Origin of the sequence: Marinobacter fonticola (assembly GCF_008122265.1) — a bacterium.
In the GTDB taxonomy this organism is placed as follows: Bacteria; Pseudomonadota; Gammaproteobacteria; order Pseudomonadales; family Oleiphilaceae; genus Marinobacter_A; species Marinobacter_A fonticola.
Map to the genome: position 1 here is coordinate 2,017,687 of NZ_CP043042.1, position 26,711 is coordinate 2,044,397.

21 protein-coding genes are annotated in these 26,711 nt (G+C 57.7%); 12 read left to right on the top strand and 9 right to left on the bottom strand.

Going from position 1 to position 26,711, the window contains the following annotated elements; genetic code table 11:
- The first annotated feature begins 27 nt into the window (after positions 1-27).
- The 5 genes from FXO11_RS20555 (at position 28) to cysG (ending at position 7,518) form a co-directional block, all read left to right on the top strand.
- Positions 28-2,622 carry a DNA translocase FtsK gene (locus FXO11_RS20555; RefSeq protein WP_148864856.1) on the top strand — a complete coding sequence of 865 codons (2,595 nt, stop codon included), beginning with the start codon at positions 28-30 and terminating at the stop codon, positions 2,620-2,622.
- Positions 2,623-2,637: 15 nt separating this feature from the next.
- The gene (gene lolA, locus FXO11_RS08950) at positions 2,638-3,279 is read left to right on the top strand and encodes an outer membrane lipoprotein chaperone LolA (RefSeq protein WP_148862658.1); all 642 of its coding nucleotides are present in this window, start codon (positions 2,638-2,640) and stop codon (positions 3,277-3,279) included.
- Complete coding sequence (locus FXO11_RS08955; RefSeq protein WP_148862659.1) at positions 3,279-4,649, top strand: replication-associated recombination protein A; 1,371 nt, start codon at positions 3,279-3,281, stop codon at positions 4,647-4,649. Before lolA ends, FXO11_RS08955 begins: the two co-directional genes overlap by 1 nt.
- Before the next feature lie 170 nt (positions 4,650-4,819).
- Positions 4,820-6,097 carry a serine--tRNA ligase gene (gene serS / locus FXO11_RS08960; RefSeq protein WP_148862660.1) on the top strand — a complete coding sequence of 426 codons (1,278 nt, stop codon included), beginning with the start codon at positions 4,820-4,822 and terminating at the stop codon, positions 6,095-6,097.
- Between the two features lie 38 nt (positions 6,098-6,135).
- Complete coding sequence (gene cysG, locus FXO11_RS08965) at positions 6,136-7,518, top strand: siroheme synthase CysG (RefSeq protein WP_148862661.1); 1,383 nt, start codon at positions 6,136-6,138, stop codon at positions 7,516-7,518.
- Between the two features lie 101 nt (positions 7,519-7,619).
- Here the strand turns inward: cysG and FXO11_RS08970 are convergent, their stop codons facing one another.
- Positions 7,620-8,699 (bottom strand): 3-deoxy-7-phosphoheptulonate synthase, encoded by a 1,080-nt coding sequence (locus FXO11_RS08970; RefSeq protein ID WP_148862662.1) that lies wholly within the window; start codon positions 8,697-8,699, stop codon positions 7,620-7,622.
- A 354-nt stretch (positions 8,700-9,053) separates the two neighbouring features.
- Here FXO11_RS08970 and FXO11_RS08975 point away from each other — a divergent pair, with 354 nt between their 5' ends.
- A complete protein-coding gene (locus FXO11_RS08975) occupies positions 9,054-10,877 on the top strand; it encodes a DUF1631 family protein (protein ID WP_148862663.1) in 1,824 nt (607 codons plus the stop codon).
- Complete coding sequence (locus FXO11_RS08980) at positions 10,874-11,278, top strand: PilZ domain-containing protein (RefSeq protein WP_148862664.1); 405 nt, start codon at positions 10,874-10,876, stop codon at positions 11,276-11,278. Before FXO11_RS08975 ends, FXO11_RS08980 begins: the two co-directional genes overlap by 4 nt.
- 97 nt (positions 11,279-11,375) lie before the next feature.
- On the opposite strand, the gene FXO11_RS08985 is transcribed toward FXO11_RS08980, so the two are convergent.
- The 8 genes from FXO11_RS08985 to gloB form a co-directional block, all read right to left on the bottom strand.
- Entirely contained in the window at positions 11,376-12,413 is a 1,038-nt protein-coding gene (locus FXO11_RS08985) for an alpha/beta fold hydrolase (protein WP_148862665.1), read from the bottom strand.
- Between the two features lie 123 nt (positions 12,414-12,536).
- Positions 12,537-13,322 carry an enoyl-ACP reductase FabI gene (locus FXO11_RS08990; protein WP_148862666.1) on the bottom strand — a complete coding sequence of 262 codons (786 nt, stop codon included), beginning with the start codon at positions 13,320-13,322 and terminating at the stop codon, positions 12,537-12,539.
- 101 nt (positions 13,323-13,423) lie between these two features.
- Complete coding sequence (locus tag FXO11_RS08995) at positions 13,424-15,040, bottom strand: ABC transporter ATP-binding protein (protein ID WP_148862667.1); 1,617 nt, start codon at positions 15,038-15,040, stop codon at positions 13,424-13,426.
- A 1-nt stretch (position 15,041) separates the two neighbouring features.
- Complete coding sequence (locus FXO11_RS09000; protein WP_148862668.1) at positions 15,042-16,070, bottom strand: ABC transporter permease; 1,029 nt, start codon at positions 16,068-16,070, stop codon at positions 15,042-15,044.
- Between the two features lie 2 nt (positions 16,071-16,072).
- Positions 16,073-17,149, bottom strand: a complete 1,077-nt coding sequence (locus tag FXO11_RS09005) for a microcin C ABC transporter permease YejB (RefSeq protein ID WP_148862669.1) — start codon at positions 17,147-17,149, stop codon at positions 16,073-16,075.
- A 31-nt stretch (positions 17,150-17,180) separates the two neighbouring features.
- Positions 17,181-18,971 carry an extracellular solute-binding protein gene (locus FXO11_RS09010; RefSeq protein WP_148862670.1) on the bottom strand — a complete coding sequence of 597 codons (1,791 nt, stop codon included), beginning with the start codon at positions 18,969-18,971 and terminating at the stop codon, positions 17,181-17,183.
- A 53-nt stretch (positions 18,972-19,024) separates the two neighbouring features.
- A complete protein-coding gene (locus FXO11_RS09015) occupies positions 19,025-20,752 on the bottom strand; it encodes a lytic transglycosylase (RefSeq protein WP_148862671.1) in 1,728 nt (575 codons plus the stop codon).
- A gap of 150 nt (positions 20,753-20,902) precedes the next feature.
- Positions 20,903-21,700: a hydroxyacylglutathione hydrolase gene (gene gloB / locus FXO11_RS09020; protein WP_148862672.1), complete on the bottom strand. Its 798-nt coding sequence runs from the start codon at positions 21,698-21,700 to the stop codon at positions 20,903-20,905.
- A 110-nt stretch (positions 21,701-21,810) separates the two neighbouring features.
- On the opposite strand from gloB, the gene FXO11_RS09025 reads away from it, so the two are divergent.
- The 5 genes from FXO11_RS09025 (at position 21,811) to FXO11_RS09045 (ending at position 26,675) form a co-directional block, all read left to right on the top strand.
- Positions 21,811-22,611 carry a class I SAM-dependent methyltransferase gene (locus FXO11_RS09025; protein ID WP_148862673.1) on the top strand — a complete coding sequence of 267 codons (801 nt, stop codon included), beginning with the start codon at positions 21,811-21,813 and terminating at the stop codon, positions 22,609-22,611.
- Between the two features lie 5 nt (positions 22,612-22,616).
- Positions 22,617-23,063 carry a ribonuclease HI gene (gene rnhA / locus FXO11_RS09030; RefSeq protein ID WP_148862674.1) on the top strand — a complete coding sequence of 149 codons (447 nt, stop codon included), beginning with the start codon at positions 22,617-22,619 and terminating at the stop codon, positions 23,061-23,063.
- 36 nt (positions 23,064-23,099) lie between these two features.
- Positions 23,100-23,825: a DNA polymerase III subunit epsilon gene (gene dnaQ / locus FXO11_RS09035; RefSeq protein ID WP_148862675.1), complete on the top strand. Its 726-nt coding sequence runs from the start codon at positions 23,100-23,102 to the stop codon at positions 23,823-23,825.
- A gap of 323 nt (positions 23,826-24,148) precedes the next feature.
- Positions 24,149-25,855, top strand: a complete 1,707-nt coding sequence (locus tag FXO11_RS09040) for a chemotaxis protein (RefSeq protein ID WP_148862676.1) — start codon at positions 24,149-24,151, stop codon at positions 25,853-25,855.
- A 163-nt stretch (positions 25,856-26,018) separates the two neighbouring features.
- Positions 26,019-26,675, top strand: a complete 657-nt coding sequence (locus tag FXO11_RS09045; protein ID WP_148862677.1) for a multidrug transporter — start codon at positions 26,019-26,021, stop codon at positions 26,673-26,675.
- Positions 26,676-26,711 lie beyond the last annotated feature (36 nt).

A 26,711-nucleotide genomic window follows, 5' to 3' on the forward strand; every position in this document is an offset into this window, starting at 1 on the left:
TGCTCCGAGATGAGCCGTAGCCAGTCAATGTCCGAACGTAAGAAAGCTAATAAAGAAACTCAGCTGACAGAGAAGCAGCAGCGCTTCCGCAACTTGTTGGCCCAGGGTGGTCGTGAGGGCGCGCTCATTGCACTTGTGGCCCTGTGTATTTACCTGATGATGGCGTTGGTAACCTTTAGTCCAGCCGATCCAGGGTGGGTCAGCGTCAGCCATGGAGAGCAGGTCACCAATTACGCGGGCAGAACCGGTGCCTGGATTGCGAGTTTGCTCACCGAATTCTTTGGCCTGATGGGCTTCCTGTTTCCCGCCATGGTGGGATTCTATGCTTTTTTGCTGGTCAAGCACCGCAACGATCCGCTTGATCTTCATTGGCCGCTATTCGCCCTCCGTTTCGGCGGTTTCTTACTAATTTTGTTAAGTTCAACCAGCCTGTTGTCGATGTATTCCATCATGGGTCTGGATTCCAGTGCCGGCGGGGTGCTTGGCAGGGAAGTCTCCCAAGCCATGGTCGGTGCCTTCAATCTGCCTGCTGCGACGCTGCTATTGGTGGCCATCTTCCTGTTTGCCTTGACAGTTTTTATTGGACTGTCGTGGTTTCGTCTAATGGATATGCTAGGCAGCAGTACCTTGCAGCTGGCAGATTGGGTCAAAACCCAGTTTGATACGCGCGACGATGCCGGTGACCAGCCAAAAGCAGCGAAGCCAGAAGCTAAAGCACCCCCTGAGCCGCGCCGTGAACCCCCTGTCGTGAGTGAGAGGGCGCTTGGGGAAGATAAGCCTTCCTTGCTGACGCGTGTCAAAGGCCTTTTTCGGCGCACAGGGTCGCCGGATTTCGTGGCCGAACCCCTGCCGGCGCGTATCGAACCGAGTGTCGATGGCCTGGCTAACACCCAACATTTCGACACCCCCATCGATGGTGGATTTTCGGCAACGGAATCGGTTCACCGGCCAGCTGCGAAGCCCGAGAATAAGTCCGAGAGTAAGCCGGTAACTAAGCCCCAGAATACTGAGCCGGATACGCGTTCAGTGCGCATTTCGCCATTTAAACGCAAGGAAGAAGCGTCCAAGGCATCCGATAAGGATCGCCAGCCCTCGTTGTTCGACGATATCGATAGTCCGATTCCGCCTCTGACCTTGCTCGATCCACCGGATCCCAACAAAAAGAAGGGCTATTCCAAAGAGTCCCTGGAGCACATGTCGCAGTTGCTCGAGGAGAAACTGTCGGACTTCGGTGTCAGCGTCGAGGTCGTCGAGGTGAATCCCGGTCCGGTTATCACCCGGTTCGAGATCAAGCCTGCGCCCGGGGTTAAGGTCAGTCGTATCTCGAATCTAGCGAAGGACTTGGCGCGGTCACTGGCCGTGATCAGCGTGCGGGTTGTTGAAGTAATACCGGGCAAATCGGTGGTCGGTATCGAAATTCCCAACGAAGAACGGGAGATGGTGCGTCTGCGCGAAGTCCTCTCGTCGAAAACCTACGAAGAATCGTCTTCGCCGTTGACCCTGGCCCTGGGGAACGATATCGGCGGGAACCCGATGACGGCCAACTTGGCCAAGATGCCGCACCTGTTGGTGGCGGGGACGACCGGTTCCGGTAAGTCGGTGGGCGTCAACGCCATGATTCTGAGCATGTTGCTCAAAGCCACCCCGGACGAAGTGCGTTTCATTATGGTGGATCCCAAGATGCTTGAGCTCAGCATCTACGACGGGATCCCGCATTTGCTGGCACCGGTCGTGACGGACATGAAAGAGGCGGCCAACGGTTTGCGTTGGTGCGTGGCGGAAATGGAGCGTCGCTACCGCCTGATGGCGGCTCTCGGTGTACGTAACTTGGCGGGTTACAACCGCAAGGTCAAAGAGGCCGCTGAAGCCGGAGAACCCATCCTGGACCCGATTTGGAAGCCGGACGAGTATCTGAACAATGACGAGCAGGCTCGGCCAGAACTGGAAGCACTACCGTTTATCGTAGTCGTCATCGACGAATTCGCCGATATGATGATGATCGTCGGCAAAAAGGTGGAAGAGCTGATTGCACGGATCGCTCAGAAGGCGAGGGCGGCCGGCATCCACTTGATTCTGGCGACCCAGCGTCCCTCCGTCGACGTTATCACCGGTCTGATCAAAGCGAACATTCCCACGCGTATGTCGTTCTCGGTCCAGTCTAAAATCGACTCGCGTACCGTTCTCGACCAGGGCGGGGCGGAACAGCTTCTGGGTCACGGCGACATGCTGTATTTGCCGCCCGGCTCCGGCCTGCCGGTGCGTGTGCATGGCGCCTTCGTCGACGACGATGAGGTCCATCGTATCGTTAAAGCCTGGAAGGAACGTGGCGAGCCCATCTATGTCGACGATGTATTGAGTGGCGCCGAAGGCGAGAGCCTGCCCGGCGTCCCAAGCCTGTCCGAAGGCGGCGGCGATAGCGAGGGCGACGCCCTCTATGACGAAGCGGTGGCGTTCGTTACCGAAGGTCGCCGGGTATCGATTTCCTCGGTACAGCGTAAATTCAAGATTGGCTATAACCGGGCGGCCAATCTAGTCGAGGCGATGGAAGCCTCCGGCGTGGTCAGCCCGGCCGGCAACAACGGCGCCCGCGAAGTCTTGGCGCCACCCCCCCCGCGAGATTAGGAGTTGTCTGTGCGCATGAACAAGATTCTGAGCCGTTTTATCGGCGTGATAGCGTTGTCCTTTGCTCTGGCTTCGATGTCCTGGGCGGATACCGCTGCAACTCAGGCGTTGGCCGAGAAGCTTAAGCAATATCGCAGCTACCAGGCGGAATTCATTCAGGTGGTCGTCGATGGCTCGGGTAGCAAAGTGCAGGAATCCCGCGGGCAACTGAAGGCCAAGCGACCGGGCATGTTCTTTTGGAAATCGGAAAGCCCGTTTGCCCAAATCATCGTTGCCGATGGAGAGAAAGTCGAAGTCTATGACCCCGACCTAGAGCAGGTCACCGTCAAGCCGATGGATGAGCAGATGACCTCGACACCGGCGTTATTGCTCAGCGGTCAGGTCGATCACCTTGAAGAGGCTTATCGGGTGACGCGTCCGGACGGTGCTTCTATGGGTGAGGAATTCATTCTTGAACCGAAGAATCCGGACTCGCTGTTCCTGTCGCTGCGGTTACGTTTCCGCGATGGCGTATTGTCGGAAATGCGGCTGCGGGATTCTCTGGATCAGGTCAGTGTACTTAGTTTCCAAAGCGTGAAAGTCAACGAGCCGGTAGCGTCTGACGTGTTTGACATTGACTACCCGGACTCGGTGGACGTCATCACGAGCGGCCAGTAATGCAGAGCGGCCTGTTCGAAGAAGCCCGGGGCTTCCAACCCCTTGCCGCGCGGATGCGGCCGCTCACCTTGGCGCACTATGCCGGCCAGCAACACCTGGTTGGTCCCGGCAAGCCATTGCGCAGGGCGGTTGAGGACGGGCAACTGCACTCGATGATTCTCTGGGGGCCGCCGGGTGTCGGCAAAACCACGTTCGCCAAGCTCCTCGCCGACACCGCAGAGATTACATTCGAAAGCCTCTCCGCCGTTCTCAGCGGGGTTAAGGATATCCGGGAAGCGGTCGAGCGGGCTCGCCATCGAAAGCAGGTTGAAGGGCGGGACACCCTGCTGTTTGTCGACGAGGTCCACCGCTTCAACAAGAGCCAGCAAGACGCCTTCCTGCCCCATATCGAAGATGGCACTGTTATTTTTGTCGGCGCCACCACCGAGAACCCTTCCTTTGAGCTCAACAGTGCATTGCTATCTCGCACGCGAGTCTATGTGCTCAAGCACTTGCAACCGGATGAGCTTATCGGGTTGCTGCGGCGCGCCCTGGAGAGTGAGAGCGGTCTGAATGGCCAGCTTCGGGTGCCTGATCACTTGTTGGAAATGATCGCAGCGGCCGCCGATGGGGATGCCCGGCGCGCCCTGAATATCCTTGAGGTCGCATCCGATTTGGCCGAACCGGGTGCTGATGATGTGGCCGAATTGACCGAACAGGTGCTCGAGCAGGTCATGCAGTCCAGCCTGCGCCGCTTCGATAAAGGGGGCGACGTCTTTTACGACCAGATTTCCGCGTTGCACAAATCGGTAAGAGGCTCGGATCCGGATGGCTCCCTGTACTGGATGTGCCGCATGCTCGACGGCGGTTGCGACCCGGTTTATGTCGCACGCCGGCTGGTACGGATCGCCAGCGAAGATATCGGCAATGCTGATCCCCGAGCCCTCCGCCTGACCCTGGATGCCTGGGATACGCAGGAGCGTCTGGGCTCTCCGGAAGGCGAGCTGGCGTTGGCCCAGGCCGTCACCTATCTCGCCCTGGCGCCCAAAAGCAACGCCGTATACAACGCCTACAACCAGTGTATGGCCGATATCCGCAAACAGCCGGATTACGAGGTGCCGGTGCATCTGCGTAATGCACCGACATCGCTGCTCAAATCCATGGGCCACGGCAAGGAGTACCGTTACGCTCACGATGAGCCGGATGCTTTCGCCGCCGGTGAAGCCTATTTACCGGAAGCCCTTTCTAACGTACGTTATTACCGGCCAGTGCCGCGGGGCTTGGAGATCAAGCTGGGTGAGAAGCGGGACTGGCTCGACGCTCGCAACGAGGCGAGCAGCGACAAGCGTTACCCCTCCGACACGACGTCGTCTGGAAAACCTTTCTCCTGATGCCCGCCGGCCCGGCGCAGATTGGCTGTGCTGGTGGTACCTAAAAATCCTGACGGTATACTATGCGCAACGTTAGCGTCCTGTAGATCGGGTTGAGTCCGCAATCGGACCGTCCCCGGTAGGCATGGAAGCAGGCCGCATCCTATTCACCAGAAGTTAACAGGACGATCATGCTCGATCCCAAACGTGTTCGGAACCAGACTGACGATATTGCCCGCCGCCTTGCTGTGCGCAACTACACCTTCGACGTGGATGCTTTCCAAGCCATGGAATCCCGTCGCCGGTCACTCCAAGTCAGGACAGAAGAACTTCAGAGCGAGCAGAACAAACGGTCGAAGGCAATCGGCAAGGCCAAGGCTGCCGGTGAAGATATCCAGCCGCTTATGGATGCTGTTGAGGATCTAAAGCGCCAGCGAGGCGATGCAGAGGCCGAACTGCGGACGCTTCAGGAAGAGCTGAATGCGTTCCTCTCAGGAATACCGAATATTCCGGACGAAAGCGTGCCCGAAGGCAGGGACGAGGACGACAATGTCGAGCTACGGTGCTGGGGAACGCCGCCGGCATTCGATTTCGAGCCGAAGGACCATGTGGATCTGGGTCAAGACGTGGCCGGCCTGGACTTTGAAACCGCCGGGCGGTTGGCGCAATCCCGCTTCGCTGTCATGCGCGGACCGGTTGCCCGCCTGCATCGGGCGCTGGCGCAGTTTATGATCGACACCCATGCGGATGAGCATGGCTACACCGAAACGTATCTGCCGTATCTGGTCAATGCCAACACGCTTTACGGAACCGGTCAGTTGCCGAAATTCGAAGAAGACCTGTTCAAGATGGAAGGCGAACATCCGCTTTACCTGATCCCGACAGCAGAGGTACCGGCGACCAATCTGGTAAGCGACAGCATCCTCAAGACCGAGGAATTGCCTATACGTATGGTCTGCCATACGCCGTGCTTTCGTAGCGAAGCGGGCTCTTACGGCCGCGACACTCGGGGGATGATCCGTCAGCATCAGTTCGACAAGGTGGAGATGGTTCACATCGTACGCCCGGACGATTCCGAGGCCGCACTGGAAGAACTGACTTCCCATGCCGAGGCCATTCTGCAGAAGTTGAATTTGCCATACCGTGTGGTCGCGCTTTGCGGCGGCGACATCGGTTTCTCGGCCGCAAAAACCTACGATCTGGAAGTCTGGTTGCCGGGACAGGGCAAATACCGGGAAATCTCATCCTGCAGCAATACCCACGATTTCCAGGCCCGGCGTATGCAGGCGCGCTGGCGCAACCCGGAAACCGGTAAGCCGGAGTTCGTGCATACGCTGAACGGGTCCGGTCTGGCTGTGGGCCGGGCGCTGGTCGCCGTGATGGAAAACTATCAGCAGGCGGACGGCAGCATCCGCGTGCCTGAAGTCCTGCAGCCCTACATGGGCGGCGTTGACGTTATCACGCCCTGACCCGCAGTGGTTGGGGGAAGGGCCAGAAGGAGTTTGCTTTGACCCTCACGGTTTCCCTGAGAATTGATCATCCTGTTGTCGGCTGTATCGGTAGCGGCCCGCGCTTGTTGGCTAAGGCGCGGGCATGCGCCGAGCAGGGCGCGCGCATTGTTTGGCTCGGTCACGACGACCTGCCGAACGAAGCCCCCGCATCGAGTGTTCTTTCGACGCTACCTGAGCCTGGCAATTCGTTGCTGCGCGTTGATTACGGACTGTTGTTGATCGACACCGGCGTTGCCGAAGATGACACAGCCTGGATTGCGCGCGTCGAAGAGGGCGTGCCGGTATGGTCCCCAGCGGATCACCCAAGCGCACGCGTTCAGTTTCCCGCGACGCTCCAGCGCGGCCCGCTGCGGATAACCGTCGATACCGGCGGCCGTTGGCCGACGGTGGCAAGCTGGTTGCGACAGAAGCTGGATACGTTGCTGCCGGAGGGGTTGGGGGATTTGCTGCAGCAAATGATTCACAAGGGCGACCTGTCCGAACGTTTGACCACTCCCCACCAGCGTCGCAGTTTCTGGTATCGGCTGTTGGACGGCAACCTGGTGGCCCGGGCCCACCAGATGCCGAAAGCGGAACTGTCCGATGCACTGGAAAGTTCGATTCGTAAGGCCGCCTCAGGAACCGTAAAAGGGGAGGTCTTTCTGGTTGGGGCCGGACCGGGGGATCCCGACCTGTTAACGCTTAAAGCGTTACGCATCATCGCTCAAGCCGATGTGGTGTTGTATGACCGGCTGGTCTCCCGGGATATCCTTGCCCGGGTGCGTGCCGACGCCGAGATGATTCATGTCGGCAAACAGCGATCGAAACATACGCTGGCTCAGGACCAGATCAACCAGAGGCTGGTCGAGTTCGCCCAGGAAGGACGCACGGTCGTGCGCCTAAAAGGCGGTGATCCTTTCATCTTTGGTCGCGGTGGGGAAGAGATTGAAACCCTTGCCGAGGCGGGTGTGGCTTTTCAAGTGGTGCCGGGCATCACGGCAGCCTCGGGATGCGCGGCCTATGCCGGTATCCCGTTGACCCACCGAGACTATGCCCAATCCGTACGGTTTGTAACAGGCCACCTCAAGAACGACACCTGCGACCTGCCGTGGAAGGATTTCGTCCAGAACAATCAAACCCTGGTGTTCTATATGGGCCTTGTGGGCTTGCCGGTTATCGCCCGCGAATTGATTGCGCACGGCATGCCTGCGGATATGCCGGTGGCGCTGGTGTCCAAGGGTACGACGCCCGAACAGGTGGTGGTGACAGGCCGGATCGATTCCATTGTCGAGAATGTCGAGGCCAGCGAAGTAAAAGCGCCCACGTTGATTATTATTGGTGAGGTGGTCAAGCTGCGGGAGAAACTGGATTGGCTCGGGCAGTCGGTATCGTTGAATTGATGCTCAGCATGGTAGGTTGGGCTGACGCAGGAAGCCCAACGTAATGATTGGCGGTCGGGGTAGGTTGGGCTTCGCAAGCTCAGCCCAACCTACCGTCCTGCTTAACTACTGCCGACCCGCCCGGGAAGCACATCTTTCAGCTTGTCGTGCATTTCGCGTAGGGCTTTTTCGGTCGTGGGCCAGTCGATGCAGGCGTCCGTCACTGAAACGCCGTACTTCAGATCGGCCAGATTCTCCGGAATGGACTGGCTGCCCCAGTTCAGGTGACTCTCGACCATCAGGCCAAGTATGGACTGATTGCCTTCGACGATCTGATGCGCTACATCCTGCATGACCAACGGCTGAATTCCTGGATCCTTGTTGGAGTTGGCATGACTGCAATCGACCATCAGGGCCTTGCGCAGTCCGGCCTTTTCCAGCTCTTGCTCGCACAGTGCGACGCTGACCGAGTCGTAGTTGGGCTTGCCGCCGCCACCGCGCAACACTACGTGGCCATAAGAGTTGCCGCGGGTACGGATGATCGACACCTGACCTTTCTGGTCGATACCCAGGAAACTGTGGGGATGAGAGACAGACTTCATGGCGTTGATGGCCACGTCGAGGCTACCGTCAGTGCCGTTCTTGAAGCCGATGGCCATGGAAAGGCCGCTACTCATCTCACGGTGGGTCTGGGATTCCGTTGTCCGGGCGCCGATGGCGGACCAGGAAATGGTGTCCTGCAGATACTGGGGCGAAATGGGGTCCAGCGCTTCGGTAGCGGCCGGTAGACCGAGATCGGCAATATCCAGCAGCAGTCGGCGGCCGATATGAAGACCCTGTTCGATGTCGAAGGAATCGTTCAGGTGCGGATCGTTGATCAGGCCCTTCCAACCGATTGTCGTCCGAGGCTTCTCGAAATAGACCCGCATGACGATGTACAGCGTATCGCTGAGTTCATCGGCAAGCTGTTTCAGCTTGTGGGCGTACTCGTGCGCCGCCTCGACGTCATGAATAGAGCAAGGGCCGACAACGACGAAAATCCGGTGGTCTTTGCCGTCGAGGATATTGTTGATGGTTTCCCGGCCAGCGGCCACGGTTTCCGCAGCTTTGCCGAGAAGCGGCATCTCCTCTTTTAAGGCTTCCGGTGTGATCAGCGGCTCCTGGCTGGCCACGTTGATATTCTCGATCTGTTTGTCAGACATGTCGTTGACTTCTCCAGAAACAGCAGTTCACAGCACAGATTAACGTCGTGTGTTGCATTGTGGCAGGTGGTTGCTAACCTCTCAGCGGCGATTCAGGTTGCGCTCTGCCATCGACTGCTGACACATTGTTACCGTGTTACATAAAGGGGCAGTTATACTGCGATATAAGCGCGCCCAATGCAATTGATCCGAAAGGTGGTACAGCATTGTTTTGGCCTATTCCGATAATAAGTCTGCTGGACGACCTCTTTGCTGCTCGCTGCAATGGCCAGCTTTGTTTCCATCGGCTGTCGCGTCGTCAACGAGCGTTCATGCTCACCGTTTGGCAGCCGCCATACAGGACACGTCATTTCCATGGTTCACATAGGGACCACATCGGCGGGCGACGCCCAGCCCAACCTGGATATCATTCAGGCTATTCTCAAGGGCATTCGGGTGCCGGACCTGCCTTATCCCGTTACCCGGCCGAGTGACGAGGCGGTGTCGGACTGGGTTCCCTTGTTACATACCTGTTGGCAAGATCAGCGTGACGAGCGCGTCGTCGGCGTGCTGGGCACCGACACGCTGACTTGGTCCGTGCGCCAGGTCAATGCGGCCTATCTTGCCGACCGAATCATGGATGTCTTCCTGCAAAAGTCCGGTCTTCATAGTACTCTGGTCAAACGCACGGCCCGTTTGCGCTTTCTGCTCGCCTGGCAGATTCATGAACATGGCGCCGAAGCGTTGGGCGGGGCCAACAGCGTGCATAATTGGATCGATAGCCTGCATACCCTCAGGGGCTGGAGCGACTCCGGTGGCCGGGCGGCACGTCAACTGATGAGCTGGCTTGACACCTTGGTTCAGGTTGTCGACCAGTGTTTTGTCGATCGCAACCTGCAACCTTTCGAACGTTTTGCCGAGGATTGGCGTAAAGAGCAGGAACAGAAAGACGGCCGTATTGACCGTCTCAGGCAGCGGCTGCTGGAAACCGAACAGGGGGCCGCACGGCAACGTACTGCAGATAAGGTTGCCCGAGCTTTGGTCGGGCGAGCGCTCGGCAAACGGGAGCTGCCTCCCGCAGTCACCACGTTCATCGATACTTATTGGCTGCCCTTGTTGCGTCAAGCGGTCTGGGCCGAGGGGATGGGCAGCGATAATGCACGCCATGCGGCGAAACTGCTGGAGTGGATGATCTGGGTCTCCGACCCTAAGCTCTCCGATCAAGATCGGGACAAGCTCTATCACGTGGGAGAACAGTTGGGAGACAAGATCGGCGAGGTCTGGTCCCGTGTCAACAAAGAAGCCCTCCCCGAAAGCGCTCTGCAGGGCATCGAGGTGACCATGGTCGCCCGCTTGCGCGGCACCCCGGTGGATCTCGAACCGGTGAAAGGCTATAGCTATGACTCCGCTTGGCTTGACGCGAATACAGTGCCTGACAGCGAGATTCAGGCCTACCAAGGGCATTGGTTTGTGGAAGGAGAGGGGCAGCAGGAGCAGCGCCTTTATTTCTTTGCGCTTCTCTCGGATTCCAACGAGGTGCTCTGGACCAACGGAGAAGGCGTTAAGCTGGGACTGATGGATTGGATCGAATTTCGCACCGCATCGGACGAAGGCAGGCTCCGTAGTCTCCCGGAGCTCAATCACTTTGCAGACGTGGTCAGCGAAACGGTAAAGGCCATGGAGCACGTGTTGCGCTCCCAGATCGTGAAGCGGCGCGAAGCCCGGGAAAAGGCCGAAGCACAAGCCGCGAAAGTGCGTGCTGAGCGAGAAGCCGCTGAGAAGCGCCGTCAGGAAGAAGAGCAGCGCCGCGAAGCGGAGGCAGCCGAAGCGCGGGCCGCGGAGGAAGCAGCCGTTCGGGCTCAGGAAGTGGCCGAGCAGCAGCGTCTCGAGAAAGAGCGGTTGGCCGTTGCCCGCGCCCAAGTGGATGGCCTTAAGCTAGGTAGCTGGATTGCCGTGTCGGCCGATACGCCGGAGAACGGCGAGTCCGCCGAAGCGCGTAAACTGAAACTGGCCGTTCGTCTAAACGCGACCGGCAAACTGATTTTTGTCGACCGCTTGGGCTTGAACCGGACGGAAATGACTGTTGATAGCCTTATCGAGGCCATCGTTAAGGGCGAGGCCCGCGTGATGAGCAGCGAGGCCGAATTCGAGGATACGCTTTCGCGTGTGGTTGGACGAATCAGGGTGGGTCGATCATGACGGCCAACGATTATAGTTTTGGCAATGGACCGGAAACGGAAAGGGAGCAGCGTCGTGAGTTTCGGCTAACCGGCCGGGTCACGGTCGAACTGGAGCTGGAGTCTCCGGACCCGGAAGAGTCCGGGCAACCTCATGTTCTCACCTGTTATACGTCGGACTTGTCCGCTACGGGCATCCGGGTTGTGGCGAGGGAGCCGGCAACCGAAGGAGCCATTATTCCGGCCTACATCGAGCTCGAGCGTGCGGGTGAAAAAGCAGCCTACACCCTGATGGTCGAAGTGGTTTGGTGCCGGGCGCAAGACGACGGCTTGTGGCAGGTCGGCTTGCGGGTACTCGAGTCGGATGACACGGCCGTGCTGGAATGGCTGGAAACCATGGCGCAGGCTTTGGAAGACGATTAGCCGGTATTCCACGTAGCGTTACCTATAACGCGTAGCTGTCCTCGCAACACCACGCGCAGCTGTCCTCGTAACACCACGCGCAGCTGTCCTCGTAACACTAGTCGGCCTGCGCAATACCGTCTTTTTGCGCCGGAGCGTTGTCGGGAAAGGCCGCCAGACCCTTAGCGAGGAAGCGCCTCACGTCCTTGAGCGAGTCTTCCGGCACCTCTTCCATCGGTATATGCCCCACACCTTCATAGGTAACCAGGCGAGCGTTACCTATGTCATTGAGCCAGCGCGTCGCCAGCTCCACGGGCACCCAGCTGTCGTCTTCACCCCAAAGTAACAGTGTCGGCGCATTGATTCGAAAAAAGGGTAACGGGGCTTCGTTCTGGGCGCGTTCGTCTACAATTTCCAGGGTTTTCATGTAAATCGGCTTGGCTCCGGGGCGCTGGGACATATGCACGTAGCGATAAACGTCCTTATCGTGCATGCGGCGCGGATCGCCGTAGGCGTTGCGTAGGGACAGCGTCACGATGACAGGTGGCTGGACGTAGTTACCAAGGAAGTTCATGGGAAAAGCCGTGCCCAAGTCCAACAGCCAGGGCGTTTCTTGCGGGTAACCGAAAGGATTCAGGAGGATCAGCCGGTCCACTCGGTTCCCGTACTGGGCTGCGTAGCGGGCAGCGACGAAGCCACCCAGCGAATTGCCCGCGAGGGTGAAGTTCTCCAGATCCAGGCGTTCGACAAACTTGGCGAACGTATTGACGATGCTGTCTTCGTCGAAGTCTTCGGGGTTTTCCGGACCGCCGGTCATGCCGAAACCGGGCATATCCAGGGTAATGACGCGGTGCGAACGACTCAGCTCGGCGACCCAGCTATCCCAGGTTTGCAAGGATGAAAATATGCCATGCAGCAGGATAATCGTATCGCCCTGGCCTTGATCGCGGTAGTGGATGCGATAGCCATTAACCGTCATGAACGTTGATTCGTCATTGATATAGCGTTCTTCCAGGTAGGGCATCGGAATATCGGCAAAGCCAGTGGCATTGGCCAAGGATGGGCTGGCTTTCATGGCGGAGCCGATACTCGAGCAGCCCGACAACGCGGTGACGGCGAGAAAGGCGAGAGCGAGGAAACGAAACGTCGAACGCATGGGGTGAACTCCTGTCGGAACGTTCCGAGATTACTCAACTTTACAAACCGGAACAGTGACGAAGTTCGATAAAAAGGCAGGGAGCCTCCAGGTGCGGGGCTCCCTTCGGTATCGGAAAGGCGTCTATTCTTCCAGGGCGCCCATACCCGTGATGTTGAATCCGGCATCGACATAGAGGATTTCGCCGGTAATCCCACTGGCCATGTCCGAGCACAGGAAGGCTGCGGTATTGCCCACTTCTTCTTTGGTCACGTTGCGCTTGAGCGGGGCGCGATTGGCGTTCTCGGAGAGCATTTTGCGAAAGCTCTTGATGCCGGACGCGGCCAATGTCTTGATCGGACCTGCGGAAATACCGTTGACCCGAATACCGTCGGGCCCCAAACCGGAAGCCATATAACGTACGTTGGCTTCCAGGGAGGCCTTGGCCAGCCCCATGACGTTGTAGTTGGGCAGTACGCGCTCGGCGCCCAGGTAGGTTAATGTCAGCAGGGAGCCGTTATCGTTCAGCATGCCGCGTGCGCCTTTGGCCAGCGCGACAAAACTGTAAGAGCTGATATCGTGGGCGGTCTTGAAGCCTTCGCGGGTGGTGACGTCCACATAGTTGCCGTTCAACTCGTGGCCGGGGGCAAACCCGACAGCGTGGACGATAATATCGACCTTGTCCCAGTGCTTGCCCAGTTCCTTGAATACCTCGTCAATTTCCTCGTCGCTGGCGACGTCGCAAGGGAAGGTCAGTTCGCTACCCCATTCTTTGGCGAAACCCACGACCCGGGATTTGAGCTTTTCGTTCTGGTAGGTAAATGCCAGCTCAGCGCCTTGCTGATGGAAAACCTCGGCAATACCGTGCGCAATAGAATGTTTGCTGGCAACCCCGACGATCAGGGCCCTTTTTCCTTTGAGAATTCCCATGAATGATCTCCTGATTCACGTGTAGGACGCATTTTCACCGATCGGCGTACGTCGGATAAGTCGCTATTCGTCTAACGTTGGGCTTATGAGCGTGAGCGACTTCAAGACACCGGGCCGACTGAGTCGTCCGGTTTACCCTGGTAAAAGAACGCTGCGTCAAGCAGTTGCCGTGTGTAGTCTGCCTGGGGCGAACCGAGTACCTGCTCTGCGTCGCCATACTCCACCACCTTTCCCGACTTGAGCACAAGCACCCGGTGACTCAATGCGCGCACGACGGAAAGGTCATGACTGATAAAAAGATAGCTCAGTCCATAGCGTTGCTGTAGCGAGCGCAGCAACTCGATGACCTGCTTTTGTACGGTCCGGTCCAAAGCGGACGTAGGCTCGTCCAGCACAATCAGCTTCGGATGCAGTACCAGAGCCCGGGCGATGGCGATGCGCTGCCGCTGACCGCCGGAAAACTCGTGTGGATAGCGGTGTCGCGTTTCCGGATCGAGGCCGACATCCTTTAAGGCCTGAATGATCATGGCCTCATGGCGTTCCTTTTCGTCCTGGAAGTGAACGTTCAAACCCTCGCCGATGATTTCACCCACGGACATGCGTGGGCTCAGGCTGCCATAAGGATCTTGAAAAACGATCTGAAGATGTCGGCGTAAGGGTTTGAATTGTTTCTGACTTAGGTGACCTATCGTGCGGTCCTCAAAGCGAATATCGCCGTCACACCGGGTCAGCTTCAGCAGAGCCATACCCAAGGTCGTCTTGCCGCTGCCGCTCTCGCCGACGATACCCAGGGTTTCCCCCGTGCGCAGAGAAAGCCCGACGTCATTAACCGCGTGCAGGAACGTCTTGGGTCGTCCCAGGAAATCTTTGGTGACGGGGAAACGTACATTGACCTTCTCCATCGTTAGCAGCGGGGTTGCGTCGCCGGCGATCGATGGCGGAGCGTCGCCAGGATCCGCATTCAGCAACATGCGGGTGTAAGCCTGGCTGGGATTGTTGAAGACATCTTCCGTCGGACCGGCTTCCATCACGCGCCCGTGTTGCATGACCACGACATCGTCGGCGTAATGGCGAACAATCGACAAGTCATGGGTGATCAACAGCACGGCCATGCCCATTTTCGTCTGAAGGTCACGCAGCAGCTCCAGTACTTGACGCTGGACCGTGACATCTAACGCGGTGGTGGGTTCATCGGCAATCAGCAGATCCGGTTCGTTGGCCAGCGCCATGGCGATCATCACGCGCTGCTTTTGACCGCCGGAGAGTTGGTGCGGGTAATAACTCAAGCGTTGCTCGGGATCGGGAATACCGACCAGATCCAGCAGTTCCAACGTGCGACTGCGCGCCCGGTTGGGACGCATACCTTGATGCAGGGCCAGGGTCTCGCTGATCTGTTTTTCCACGGTATGGAGCGGGTTCAGGGACGTCATCGGTTCCTGAAAGATCATGCTGATGCGCTTGCCGCGGATCTGGCGCAGCCGCTGTGGCTTGGCTTTCAGCAGATTTTCGCCTTCCAGATGAATTTCGCCGGCCGGGTAGCTGGCATGGCGATCGTCCAACAGCCGAAGAATCGACAGAGCCGTCACGGACTTGCCTGAGCCGCTTTCGCCGACCAGTGCGAGTGTTCGGCCAACGGGTACCGAAAAGCTGACGTCGTCGACCACCTTCTTGCCGTGAAACGCAATCGACAAATGACGGACATCGAGAAAGTCGGCCATATCAGTTCTTCCTCGGGTCGAAGGCATCGCGTACCGCTTCACCGATGAACACGAGAAGCGTCAGCATGATCGCGAGGGTGATAAAGGCGGAGATACCCAGCCAGGGAGCGTGCAGGTTAGCTTTGCCCTGAGCAATAAGCTCCCCCAGGGACGGCGAGCCCGGCGGCAGCCCGAAGCCCAGGAAGTCCAGCGATGTAAGGCCGGTAATGGCGCCGGTCAAAATAAACGGTACGAAGGTAATGGTGGCCACCATGGCATTGGGCAGCATATGGCGAAACATGATCGTGCGATTATCCAGGCCCAACGCCCGGGCAGCCCGTACATACTCGAAATTGCGCGCCCTCAGGAACTCGGCTCGAACCACATCCACCAGTCCCATCCAACTGAACAGCAGCATGATACCGAGCAGCCACCAGAAGCTGGGCTGAACGATACTGGATAGAATGATCAACAGATAGAGCACTGGCAAACCCGACCAGATTTCGACGAAGCGCTGGCCAATCAGGTCGACCTTGCCGCCATAGAAACCCTGCAGAGCGCCGACGATCACCCCGACGATGCAGCTGAAAAAGGTCAGCGTCAGGGCAAACAACACCGATATACGGAAGCCGTAGATCAGCCGGGCCACAACATCCCGGCCTTGGTCATCGGTACCCAGCCAGTTCACCGAAGAGGGCGGCGCGGGCGAGGGCACCTTCAGGTTGTAGTTGATCGTATCGTAGCTGAAGCGAATCGGCGGCCAGAGCATCCAGCCGTTGGCCTTGATTTCATCCGCGATGAAGGGATCCCGGTAGTCGGCCTCGGTGGGCAGGAAGCCCCCGAAGGTTTCCTCGTTAACCTGCTCGACGATGGGGAAATAGAGGTCGTCCTGATAGCTGACGACCAAGGGTTTGTCGTTGGCAACCACTTCGGCAAAAAGTGTCACGAAGAAAAGGACCAGAAACAGCCAAAGTGAATAAAACCCGCGCCGGTTGTTGCGGAAATTATGCAGACGACGGCGTTGGATGGGCGAGAGCTCGAAGGACGCCATGCTCAGCCCTCCCTGCTTTCAAAGTCGATACGCGGGTCCACCAGTACGTAGGTGAGGTCGCTGATGAGCTTCAACACCAGGCCCATAAGCGTAAATATATAGAGCGTTCCGAAGATCACCGGATAGTCCCGGTTGAGCGCCGCTTCGAAGCCCAGCAACCCGAGGCCATCGAGTGAGAAGATCACCTCGATCAGTAGCGAACCGGTAAAGAATAGGGCGACGAGCAACCCCGGCAGGCTGGCGATGACAATCAGCATAGCGTTGCGGAACACATGGCCATAGAGGATACGGCGCTCCTCCAGACCTTTGGCGCGCGCGGTCACCACGTATTGCTTACCGATTTCATCCAGGAAGGAATTTTTTGTCAGCAAGGTCAGGGTAGCAAAACCGCCAATTACGTTGGCCGTAACCGGTAGCGCCAGATGCCAGAAATAATCGCCGATTTTCTGGTACCAAGTCAGTTCTTCAAAGTTCGGTGAAGTAAGACCTCTCAACGGGAACCAGTCCCAGTAACTGCCGCCGGCGAATAGCACAATGAGTAGAATAGCGAAAAGAAATCCGGGGATGGCATAGCCGACAATAATGACCGAGCTGGACCAGACGTCGAATCGTGTCCCGTCGGTGACCGCCTTCTTGATGCCCAGAGGTATTGAGATCAGATAGATAATGAGCGTCGACCAGAGCCCCAGCGAAATGGAAACGGGCAGCTTGTCGATGATCAGCTCGATGACCGTGCGGTCTCTGTAGAAACTCTCGCCGAAATCGAACGTGGCGTAGTCACCCAGCATCTTGAAGAAGCGCTCATGGGGTGGCTTATCGAAGCCGTAGAGTTGCTCCATTTCTTTCAGCAGTTCCGGCGGAAGTCCTTTGGCGCCTCGGGTTTGACCGCCTTCGCTGACCTCGGCGCCACCGCCGCCGGTGGCGCGGGCCAGGCTGCTGCCGCCCATGCCTTCCATTTCCGCGATCAGCTGTTCGACAGGGCCGCCGGGAGCCGCCTGCACAATCAGGAAATTGAGCAGCATAATGCCGATCAGAGTGGGGATAATCAGCAACAGTCGTCTGAGGATGTAGACACCCATCAGTCAGCAGTTCCTTCTCTGAAAGCGGTTGTCAGGGTTTGACCCACCAGCGGGACAGGTCGATGCCGGATTTGGGTGTTGCTTCCGGCCGTGCGAGATGGTGCCAGTACGCAATGCGATCGACAGCCAGGTGCCACTGAGGCACAACGTAGTGGCCCCACAACAGCACGCGATCGAGGGCGCGGGTGCGGGTGACCAGCGATTCCCGGTCTGGCGCCTGAATGATTTTGGCGACAAGCTCGTCGACAACCGGGTCGCTCACGCCGATGTAATTCCGGGAGCCGGCCGTACCGGCATTTGACGAGTGCCAGTAGTCCCGCTGCTCGTTGCCGGGCGAGTCGGACTGGGCCAGCCCGAGTACCACCATATCGAATTCGAAGTTACGTACACGCTGGACGTATTGATTGGTGTCGATCAGGCGCACCTCGACGTCGATACCCAGTTTCCCGAGGTTTTGCTTATAGGGCAGTACGACGCGTTCGAAGCTTTTTTGGCGAAGCAGAATCTCAAAGCGCAATGGTTTGCCACTGGCTGTTTCGACCATCTTGCCGTTCTTTATCGCGTAACCTGCTTGCTGGAAAATTTTCATGGCCGAGCGCAAATTATCGCGCAGGCTGCTTCCACCGGTGGTGGAGGGCGGCTGGTATTCCTGATTGAACACTTCCGGAGGCAGCTGGTCACGGTAGGGCTCAAGCAACGCCAGTTCGTCGCCTTCGGGAAGCCCGCCGGACGCCAGATCGCTGTTCTCGAAGTAACTGTCTGTGCGGGTGTATTGACCGTAGAACAGGTTTTCGTTGGCCCAGTCGAAATCAAACCCGTAGGCCAGCGCCTCGCGAACCTTGCGGTTGTCAAACGGATGTTTGCTCGAGTTCATGATAAACGCCTGCATACCGACCGGACGACCATGGTGCACGGCTTCTTTGATGATGCGCTCTTCTTTTAGAGCGTCGGAAGCGTAGGCTGTTGCCCAATTTTTGGCAGAAGACTCAAGGCGGAAGTCGTAAATGCCGGCCTTGAACGCTTCCAGTGCAACAGTATCGTCGGAGTAGTAATCGTAGCGCACGGTATCGACGTTATGCCGGCCAACGTTGACGGGAAGGTCTTTCCCCCAATAGTCGGTATTCCGCTTATATGTGACGGAACGGCCGGCCTCGAATCGATCGATCTGATAGGGGCCACTGCTGACCGGGATCGTCAGCCCGGACTCTTCGAAGTCGTTCTTTTCCCAGTAGTGTTGGGGCAGGATCGGCATTTGGCCCAGAATCAGCGGCAACTCCCGGTTCTGAGTCTCGCCAAAATCGAAACGCACGCGCCGCTCGCCTTCAACCGTCACACTCTTCACTTCCGAATAATAGTTGCGGTAGAAAGGGTGCCCCTTTTCCGTCAGCACGTTGAACGTATACGCCACGTCGTCCGCCGTAATCGGTTCGCCATCGGAAAAACGGGCTTCCGGACGGATATTGAATATGACGTAAGAGCGGTCTTCCGGCGTTTCCAGCGACTCAGCAATCAGGCCGTACATGGTAAACGGCTCGTCAGCGGAGGCGGTCAGGAGACTGTCGTAGGTATAGGTCTCGATGCCGGCAGCGGCCACGCCTTTCAGCAGGAACGGATTAAGAGAGTCGTAGCCATTGGCAACCACGCCTTGGCGTAAGGTTCCACCCTTGGGGGCGTCAGGATTGACGTAATCGAAATGCTCGAAGGCGGGACCGTACTTCGGATCCCCGTGCATGGCCAGGCCGTGGACGGCTTCGGTAGCCTGGAGGGACGAGGCCAATAGCAACACTAGGAGGGTGATGACGGTCTGAGAAAATCGGATCATGAACTCCGCTCTTTTTCTGGTGGCTGACCGTCACATCCATATTGTGTGTGCGATCAGGGGCTTCGGCGAATATCGACGTAGAGTACCAGACTTTGTCCAGGCTGGAGATAATTGTTGATATCCAGGCTGTTCCAGCTCGCGATATCCCTCACATTGACGTTAAAACGACCCGCAATACGCGCCAGGGAATCACCCTTGCGTACTCGGTAACCGACTTTCCGCACCATGTCGGAGGAGGCCCGGCTACTGGCTTTGGCCAGCTGTTGAGTACCGGCATCTTTAGACCAGATGACCAGCTTGGTGCCCGGCATCAGCGGATCGCCCGGGGCCATGCCGTTCCATTTGGCCAGCTGGCGAACGCCGACCTTGTGGTCCCTGGCGATGTCCCAGAACGTATCTCCCCTTTGAACGAGATGCTCGATGCGAGTTCCATCGCTGCGCCGGCCGGTGGCGGCCTGTTTGTCCTTAAGGCGTTCGCCGGCACTCAGGGCATAAGCCGTGGTGCCCCTGGCGGACGTGGGAATCAATAGGCGCTGATCGACCCGGATCAGGTTGGAGCGCATGTGATTGACTTGTTTGATGACGTCCGGCGTGGTGCCGAATTGACGGGCGATTTTGATCAAGCTGTCGCCGCTACGCACTTTGTAGTTCTTCCACGACACGCGCATGTCCGGATCAAGCGATGCCAGGCCCTGGCGGAATTTTTCGGCGTTCTTTACCGGCACCAGCAGACGATGCGGACCATCGGGCGAGGTGGCCCAGCGGTTGTAGGCCGGATTCAGCAGGTAGACTTCTTCGATGTCGACGCCCGCCAGTTCAGCGGCCTGGGCCAAGTCGATTTGAGAGCCGGTATCGACAACGTCGAAGTAGGGCTCGTCCGGAATCGGGGGCAGGGTAATACCGTAGGCTTCCGGGTTCTGGATGATCTTGGCGATGGCGATCAGCTTGGGGACATACTCGCGGGTTTCCCGCGGTAGGTCGAGTGACCAGTAGTCGGTCGGTAGGCTGCGGGCTTCGTTGCGGCGGATGGCACGGCCCACGGTCCCTGCGCCACTGTTGTAGGAGGCGAGGCCCAGCAGGTAGTTGCCGTCGAAACGGCTGCTCAAGGCGTCGAGGTATGCCAGCGCACCATCGGTAGCCGACATGACGTCGCGGCGTTGATCATGCCACCAGCTCTGATTGAGATCGTAGACTCGGCCGGTAGAGGGAATAAACTGCCATAGCCCGGCTGCACGGCCATGAGAATAGGCAAACGGATCGAACGCGCTTTCCACCACCGGGAGCAGGGCGAATTCGCCCGGCAGGTCACGCTCCTCCACCTCCGTAACGATGTAGTAAAGGTAGCGGCGAGCCCGCTTCGCCACTCGGTCGATGTAACGTGGATGGCTGGCATACCAGTTCAGCTGTTGCTCAATGCGTTCGTTGCTCAGCGTCAAGTCGAGGCCGAATTGCTCCCGTAGACGGCTCCATAGATCGTGCGCGACTTCATCTGCTTCAACGGTTTCTTCTGTGGGCTGCTCGAGACGCTCCCTGGCCCGGGCGGCCTGGGACTTGAGGGACGGTTCGATGGCGTCGTCAAGGACGGTGGTGTCGTCGGAGGGGGTCTCACCTTCAATGGCGGCTTTCAGTTCGTCGTCGCCGGCCGCAATAGAGACGCGTTCCGATTCGAGGAGTTCCCCTTCGCTGAGAGAACCGTTCTCCTCGTTCTGCCCGGAAAATGTCTGGCAACCGGCGAGCAGAATCGAGAGAAGAAGGGCAGATATCAGTCTTGCCAATGTCATAAACCGTCCGATATGTCCTGAGCTGCTGAGTGTGGGGCAGCGTGGCTTGGCGCTGCAACCCGCAGCAAAACTTCGCCGGATTCTATGGGAAGCCATTTTAGGGGGTCAAGAAAGCGTTTGTTACGTCCCGTATAGTTCAGAACGTAATAATTAGAATGTGTCTTTCGCGCGCCTTACTTGCGCAAAAACGCGGTCCTCGCCACTGAACTCGCCGTCCACGTCAACGCCGCGCTTGCCAACGGCCTGGGCCACCGCATCGTCGTCCCAGCGCAGGAACGGATTGAGCGCAAGCTCCTCTTCAAGCGTTGTCGGCAGGGTGGGTTCGCCGTTCTCGCGTTTCTGCTTACAGGCCGCCTCGAAGGCTTCGAGCCCATCGTCGTCGGGCAACAGGTCGCGGGAAAAGCGCAGGTTGGCCAGCGTATACTCGTGGGCACAATAAACCCGGGTATTGGGCGGCAGGCCGCGCAGTTTGGCCAGGGACTGACGCATCTGGACCGGAGTACCTTCGAACAGGCGCCCGCACCCGCAGGCAAAGAGCGTGTCGCCGCAAAACAGGGCCGGCGCGTCGTCGGTCACGTTCTGCTCGGAAATATAAGCGATGTGGTCAAGCGTATGTCCGGGCACTTCAAGTACGCTAAAGGTGATGTGCTGCCAGGTGACCGTATCGCCCTCTAGCAAAGGCTTGCTGATGCCATCGAAGGGAGAGTCCTTGGGGCCGTATATCTCTTTTGGGCGATACTTGCGCTCCAGGTCGGCTACGCCACCGACGTGATCGGGATGATGATGAGTGATCAGGATCACATCGAGTGTCAGGCCGTTTTCCGTAAGAAAGCGCTCGACCGGCTCTGACTGCCCGGGGTCGACGATGGCGGCAAGGTTGGTGTCGTGATCGATCAGGCACCAAATATAGTTGTCACTGAATGCGGGTATGGGAACGATAGAAAACATAATCACCGGCTGCGGTCAGCGAATGTAGACTGTTATCATAAAGGATTGCACGGGGCGGCCCAAGTTTCCGCGTATTCGTTCACCGTGATACTCGCTCTCAGAGGGAAGTCATGGCCAAATCCGGCACCATTAACTACAGTTCGCAGCGAGATGCCTTTGAAGGGTGGTTTCAGACGCCCCTTGGCCGGGCTTTGCTGGCGGATCAACGTGCGCAGATCGATGCGCAGCTCGCCAGGCATAGCGGCGCTCATCAACTACTGATTTCCGTGAGTCACCGCCTGCCACTGGCCAGGTCGACGGATTTCAGTATGCGCATGATGACGACGCCTCATTGGACGAGCCATCTTCCCGACGGTTTGGTGGTGTGCAACCCGGAGGAGCTGCCGTTTCCCAGCGAATCGGTCGATCTGGTTGTCATGCACCATACCCATGATTTTTCGGAGCGGCCGCATCAAGTGGTCAGGGAGGCTGCGCGCATTCTTCGCAGCTCAGGGCATTTGGTGATTATCGGCTTCAACCCTTTTAGCCTCTGGGGATTGCGTAAACTCATGGCCCGCCGGCAACAGCCGCCCTGGAGCGGTCGCTTTGCCACCGCCAACCGGCTGGAAGACTGGCTCAGTTTGCTCGAGTTTGAAATCGAAGCGTCGTCCAGCCACTTCTTTCGCCCGCCGCTAAAAGGCCAGCACGCACTTGACCGGCTGATTTCTCTGGAGAAATTTGGCCGCAGGTTGCATCTTCCCGCAGGCGCCTATTACTGTATCCGCGCCGAAAAGAGAGTGCTGGGCCGCACGACCAACCGCATCCGTTGGCGCAAGCCAAAGCCGGTTTCGATGCCCGTTGCCGGTGCCATGGGATCCTCGAGCGCGGCTCGCCGTGCCGCCGAGGACTCGCCTTCCAGATATCAGGATTAAGGGTTATGACAAAACGCGTTGTGCTTTACACCGATGGCGCCTGTAAAGGCAATCCGGGGCCCGGTGGTTGGGGTGCGGTGTTGAGCTACGGTGACGCCGAGCGGGAACTTCACGGGGGCGAACGGGAAACGACCAACAATAGAATGGAACTTATGGCTGCGATTCAGGGCCTGAAGGCGCTCAAGCGCTCCTGTCAGGTCGATGTCTACACGGACTCCCAGTACGTCCGCAAGGGCATTAGCGAGTGGATGCATAACTGGAAAAAGAATGGTTGGAAAACGGCCGCCAAGAAACCTGTGAAGAATGCCGACCTTTGGATGGCACTGGATGAGGAAGTCCGACGCCATGAGATTAACTGGCATTGGGTCAAAGGCCATGCCGGCGTACCCGGCAACGAGCGTGCGGACGCGCTGGCTAATAAGGGAGTTGAAGAACTCTCTGCATCTGCCTGATATTAAAGTATTAAAGAAGTAATTCCGGAGCGGACTATGCGACAAATTGTGCTCGACACCGAGACCACGGGTATTGACCCGGAACAGGGACACCGCATTATCGAAATTGGCTGTGTGGAGTTGATGGAGCGGCAGCTCACCGGTCGTCATTACCACGTCTACATCAACCCCGAGCGTGAGGTCGAGGCCGAGGCGATCCAGATCCACGGCATCACCAACGACTTCCTGGCAGATAAGCCGCTGTTCCGGGATATCGCGACCGAATTCTTTGAGTTCATCAAGGGTGCTGAGCTGGTCATTCACAACGCAGCGTTCGACGTGGGTTTCATGGACCACGAATTCCGCAAGCTGGGTACTGGCTGGAAGGTCGCAGAGCATTGCGGTGTGGTGGACTCATTGGCCATTGCCCGTAAGAGGCACCCTGGCCAGAAGAATAATCTCGACGCCCTGTGTAAGCGCTATGGTGTAGACAACAGCAACCGTGAGCTCCACGGCGCTTTGCTCGACGCCGAGATCCTTGCCGATGTCTTCCTCCTGCTAACCGGTGGGCAAACCGCCTTCTCATTGGATGCCGGCGCTGCGGATAGCGGTGACGCGGACGGTCGTATTCGCCGGCTATCGGCCGAGCGCCCTAAAACGCGGGTTATCCGCGCCAGCGATGAAGAAGTCCAGGCTCACGCCGAATTCCTCAAGGTCGTCGGTAAAGCCAGTGGCGAAGCGCTTTGGAACAAGCTGGAACCCGCGCCCCAAGCGGCCGAGTAAGTACCCGGTAATGCGTTGTAAAGAGCGGATAAATAAGTACACACAGCCGTTCTTGAGGTGCTTCAAATTTGTGTTATAAGTAGAGGTTAGTTCGACAATTTTCGGAACACGGCCGGCGCATAAGAACCTTCAATAACCGAAGTTTGACCGGCATTCTCGGTAAATGCCTCTGATAGCCGTCCCGGGATGGGACGCGCTTTTGCGCGTTAGCCAGCGTTTTAACGATAGCCACAGGTGGTGCCGGTCAGCCGGTCAGAGTCGTCATCTGAAAGCTCGGCAGGGGAAGCGGTGCTCTCCGCATTTTCTATGGGAAGCGTCATTATATGGTTCAATCGTCTTTAGCGACGAAGTCTCAGTCGTTTGATCTGGTCAAAAATGAAATCGAGCAGACCATCAAACACGCTGAGGCCAGCCTCGAGCGCTTTCAGGAAAACCGGGAGAGTGGAGAAGACCTGCAGAATTGCGTTGATTTCCTCAATCAGCTTCGCGGTATTTTCGTTCTGGTTGAACTGAGGGGAGGCACGCTGCTGTGCCAGGAAGCTGTCGCTGTCGCCAACGACGTGCCCGTCGGCGCGAATGACGATAAGAACCACCTGCTTACCGCGTTGAGCGGCGCTTTGTTTATTCTGCGGCGCTATGTCGAATACTATCAGCAGCAACGCGCCGACCACCCTGAACTGCTTCTGCCTATCACCAATGACTTGCGTGTTGCTCGGGGCGAGAAACCTTATCCCGAATCCTGCTTTTTCGAGATCGATTCGCGCAAAAGACCGAATTTTTGCGGCAACCTAGGCCTGAACCCACTCGGTGGCAACGAATCCGATTTCGAAATTCATGCCCGGCGTATGCGCCTGATGTACCAGATTGGCCTACTGGGCGTACTGCGTGAGCGCAATGAGCGAGTCAGCCACAAACTGCTCGCGAGAGCTTCCAAAGGTTTTGCGCGGCTTTGCGATGGTGCGCCGATGGGCCAGCTCTGGTGCCTAATGGGTATCGTTGCCGATACCATGCAGGACCGCGCCATGGGCTTTGGTAAGTCACGCAAGCGCCTACTGATGCGTATCGAGAAGTACACCCGGGAAATTGTTTATATCGGCAAAGTGGCGATTAACAAGGACGCGCCGGACTCGCTGTTCAAAGAGTTGGTCTACATTCTGTACCGTAGCGGCTCAGCCAACCCGGAAGTTTCGCAGATCCTGCAGGCTTACAACATAGTGCCGACGGAGTTCCCGGAAAATATTCTGGAATCCCATCGCAAGCGTCTTTATGGGCCGGGCACGGACGTGCTCAAGTCGTTGTCCACGGCGTTGCAAGAGGAGCTGAACCAGCTCAAAGACAAGGTCGATATCATCGAGCGTGGCATTGAGCCGGACCTCAACGAGCTATCCTCCATCGCTCACTCCCTGGAACAGCTTGCCAATACGTTGTCCGTGCTGGACCTGAACAAGCTGGCGGCTCTGGCCCGGAAGGAAGCCGCGCAATTGCGTAACTGGCATGCCGATAACCGGTTGCCGGGCGATGAAGAGCTTTACGATCTGGCCAACGCCGTGCTTAGTATCGAAGATGCTGCCATGCAAATGGTGACACGCGGTATTACCAGCGAAACCGATGCGCTGGCTATTGTCGAAGCTAATCGCGAAGAGTCTACCTATCTGAACGAAGCGCATATTGTGGTCGCCGACGAGGCCCGGGCAGCCTTGACGCTCGCAAAGCGCGCAATTACGGCGTTTATCGAATCGGATTACGACAAGCTGCACCTTGCTAATTTGCCAGCGACCCTACGCAGTATATGGGGTGGTTTCATGATGCTTGAAGATCGGGAGGGCGCGCAGGTGTTGGGGCGCGTCGCCGACGCGATTCAGAGCCGGTTGTTGGATGCGCGAGAGGCACCCCCGGCGACCGTGCTTGAGGCGCTGGCCGACGCGCTAACGTCGTTGGAATACTATATCGAAAGCATAGGGACCCGCGACGAACGCAATCAGGATCTGCTGAAATTGGCGGAGTCCTCATTGGCGGATGTCGGGCTTTAATTTCCTGTTCCGGGCTTATCCGCTGAGCCCCAGGCGTTAATCGACGGCTTCTTAACTTCGGCCGGGGTTGTGCCTTTATAGGTAAAGGCACGCGCTTTGCTCAAGCGATTCGGGAGTTATTCCGAGGCTTCCTGATAACAAAGAACCTAAAAGAGAGTTCCCTATGTCCCAGGACATTGCCCTCGTTGCGCTGGCTGCAGTCGGTGTCGTGCTTGCCTTGTTTGGACTCGCCTTTTTTATCCGGCCCCGATGGTTCTTTAGCTGGCTGAAAGGCACACTCGCTCTTTTCCTTATCGGCGCCGGGGCCTATGTCGCGTTGCTCGCCCTCGACCTACGCCATTATCAATCTCTCGACAGTATGCAGACGATTGCCACAATCGGCGTCTCCAAAACCGGCCCCCAGGCCTGGCGAGTGCGTTTGGAACGCACTGAGCAGCCACCGCTGGAGGTCGTGATTCGGGGTGACCAATGGCAGGTCGATGCGCGGATCATAAGGCTGGCAGGGCCGCTAAATTGGCTGGGAGTCAAGCCGGCCTATCGCCTTGAGCGCCTCAGCGGCCGTTACGTGAGTCTGGAGCAGGAGCGCTCGGGCCAACGCACGGTCCATCCTTTAGGTGAGGAGTCCTGGTTCGATACTTGGGTGCTCGACCAGAGTTTCGGCCTACCTTTTGTGGAAGCGGTCTATGGCAATGCGACGTTCATGCCCCTGAGAGACGGCGCCATCTTCGATGTGCGACTGTCCAGCACTGGGCTGGTAGCGTTGCCGGGCAACGAACAGGCCCGTGAAGCGATGGAAGAGTGGTTCCCGCAAGCGGGTTGAGAAGATCGGATTGAGGGTATAAGGAAGGTGTATAAC